1 tRNA gene and 1 rRNA gene are annotated in these 3,167 nt (G+C 51.9%); both read right to left on the bottom strand.

Going from position 1 to position 3,167, the window contains the following annotated elements:
• Nucleotides 1-13 precede the first annotated feature (13 nt).
• Nucleotides 14-2,846: ribosomal RNA gene (locus I2E77_RS13505) — 23S ribosomal RNA — on the bottom strand.
• A 212-nt stretch (nucleotides 2,847-3,058) separates the two neighbouring features.
• A tRNA-Ile gene (locus I2E77_RS13500) sits at nucleotides 3,059-3,135 on the bottom strand.
• Nucleotides 3,136-3,167: the final 32 nt, after the last annotated feature.

Raw genomic sequence — 3,167 nt, 5'->3', positions numbered from 1 at the left:
GAACCAAGGAACTATGGTCAAGCCCTCGGCCTATTAGTACTGCCAAGCTGAACATGTTACCATGCTTACACACGCAGCCTATCAACCTTGTAGTCTTCAAGGGGCCTTACTAGCTTACGCTATGGGATATCTTATCTTGGAGTCGGCTTCACGCTTAGATGCTTTCAGCGTTTATCCGATCCGCACATAGTTGCCCAGCTGTGCTCCTGGCGGAACAACTGGTGCGCCAGAGGTGCGTCCATCCCGGTCCTCTCGTACTAAGGACAGCTCTCCTCAAATATCCTACGCCCACGACAGATAGGGACCGAACTGTCTCACGACGTTCTGAACCCAGCTCGCGTACCACTTTAATCGGCGAACAGCCGAACCCTTGGGACCGAATACAGCCCCAGGATGTGATGAGCCGACATCGAGGTGCCAAACCTCCCCGTCGATGTGGACTCTTGGGGGAGATCAGCCTGTTATCCCCAGGGTAGCTTTTATCCGTTGAGCGACGGCAATTCCACTCTCATACCGCCGGATCACTAACTCCAACTTTCGTTACTGCTCGGGCCGTCACCCTCGCAGTTAGGCTGGCTTACGCGTTTACACTCTAAGGCACGGTTTCCGTCCGTGCTGAGCCAACCTTTGAGCGCCTCCGTTACCTTTTTGGAGGCGACCGCCCCAGTCAAACTGCCCGTCTAACAATGTCCCCCGGCCGGATTCACGGCCGCAGGTTAGAATTCCAGCAACTTAAGGGTGGTATCCCAAGGGTGACTCCGCTAACACTGGCGTGCTAGCTTCCAAGTCTCCCACCTATCCTGTACATAAATTACCGAAACCCAATATTAAACTGCAGTAAAGCTCCATGGGGTCTTTCCGTCTTGTCGCGGGTAACCGGCATCTTCACCGGTACTACAATTTCGCCGGGCGGGTAATTGAGACAGTGCCCAGATCGTTACACCATTCGTGCGGGTCGGAACTTACCCGACAAGGAATTTCGCTACCTTAGGACCGTTATAGTTACGGCCGCCGTTTACTGGGGCTTCAATTCAATGCTTGCACATCTCCTCTTAACCTTCCAGCACCGGGCAGGTGTCAGCCCCTATACTTCATCTTTCGATTTAGCAGAGACCTGTGTTTTTGCTAAACAGTCGCCTGGGCCTATTCACTGCGGCCACGTCTCCGTGGCGTCCCTTTTCCCTAAGTTACGGGACCAATTTGCCGAGTTCCTTAACTACCCTTCTCCCGTTGGCCTTAGAATTCTCTTCCCATCTACCTGTGTCGGTTTGCGGTACGGGCGCCTTAGATATTCAATAAGCTTTTCTCGCCCCCGGTCTAACATGCTTCCCTACTCTAATTTCGGTCCCTTACGCCCGGGGCAACCATCGCCCGGGTCATGCCTTTCCAGGGTGTCACTTATCTTAAATCTTTCGGCGGCTACGGAATGTCCACCGTATGTGCATCGACTACGCCTTTCGGCCTCGCCTTAGCTCCCGGCTTACTTGGAGCGGACGAACCTTCCTCCAAAAACCTTAGACTTTCGGCCAATATGATTCTCACACATTTCGCGCTACTCATTCCGGCATTCTCACTCGAATGAAGTCCACCACCGCTTCCGCTATGACTTCACCCCTCATTCGACGCTCTCCTACCATCCCTTACGGAATCCCAAGCTTCGGTATACTGTTTAGCCCCGTTAAATTTTCGGCGCAGGGTCACTCGACCAGTGAGCTATTACGCACTCTTTTAATGAGTGGCTGCTTCTAAGCCAACATCCTGGTTGTCTGGGCAACCCCACATCCTTTTCCACTTAACAATATTTTGGGACCTTAGCTGTGGGTCTGGGCTGTTTCCCTTTTGACAATGAAACTTATCTCACACTGTCTGACTCCCGTACATCAATTATCCGGCATTCTGAGTTTGATAGGTTTCGGTAGCCTCTCGGCCCCTAGACCATTCAGTGCTTTACCTCCGGTAATCTAATACGAGGCTAGCCCTAAAGCTATTTCGGAGAGAACCAGCTATCTCCGGGTTCGATTGGAATTTCTCCGCTACCCACACCTCATCCGCTACCATTTCAACGGGAGTCGGTTCGGTCCTCCATGGAGTTTTACCTCCACTTCAACCTGGACATGGGTAGGTCACCCGGTTTCGGGTCGTGTACAACTGACTTCATACGCCCTATTCAGACTCGCTCTCGCTGCGGCTCCGGACCTGAAGTCCTTAACCTTGCCAGTTACACACACTCGCCGGACCATTCTACAAAAGGTACCCGATCACTCTTTGACGAGCTCTCGGTGCTTGTAAGCACAAGGTTTCAGGTTCTTTTTCACTCCCCTTCCGGGGTCCTTTTCACCTTTCCTTCACAGTACTCTACACTATCGGTCACTGAGTAGTATTTAGGCTTGGAGGGTGGTCCCCCCGTCTTCCCACCGGGTTTCACGTGTCCGGCGGTACTCTGGATACAGCTAGCCGCTTTGACCTTTCGCATACGTGACTCTCACACTGTTTCGTTGGCTTTCCCAAACCATTCTGCTAGATCGCTGCGTACATATTACTGTCCAAACCCCAGAGGTATTGCTACCTCTGGTTTGGCCTCTTCCGCGTTCGCTCGCCACTACTAGCGGAATCTCGGTTGATTTCTCTTCCTCGCCCTACTTAGATGTTTCAGTTCAGGCGGTTCCCCTCGTACACCTATGGATTCAGTGCACGATGACTGGACATGACTCCAGCCGGATTGCTCCATTCGGAAATCCACGGATATAGCGCCCACTTACGGCTCCCCGTGGCTTATCGCAGTTAGTCGCGTCCTTCTTCGGCTCTCAGTGCCAAGGCATTCCCCTTGCGCTCTTTGTAGCTTGACCATGTGTTTCTCTTGGTTCTTCTTGAAATTGTAGATTTCACTTAAAATCGAAACTTTACAAAGTTCTTTTTTCTCGTTCTATCTGCTTCTTTATTCAGTTTTCAATGTACGGACATAGTCCGTTTCGCTCGCTGCGATTTCTCTCGAAATCTTGCTCAGCTCGTTTCCAAGCCCTTCGCGAAACTTCCTATTTTCTTTCGCAGGTTTCCCTGCTGGTGGGCTTAAGTGGACTCGAACCACCGACCTCACGCTTATCAGGCGTGCGCTCTAACCGGCTGAGCTATAAGCCCATATTTCCGGCCTTGAGGCTATCCGGTCTTCC

Source organism: Anaeromassilibacillus sp. 1001302B_160321_C8 (assembly GCF_015554745.1).
GTDB classification, from domain to species: Bacteria; Bacillota; Clostridia; order Oscillospirales; family Acutalibacteraceae; genus Anaeromassilibacillus; species Anaeromassilibacillus stercoravium.
Note: the sequence above shows the minus strand (reverse complement) of the source record. Positions and strands in the feature narration are given on the sequence as shown.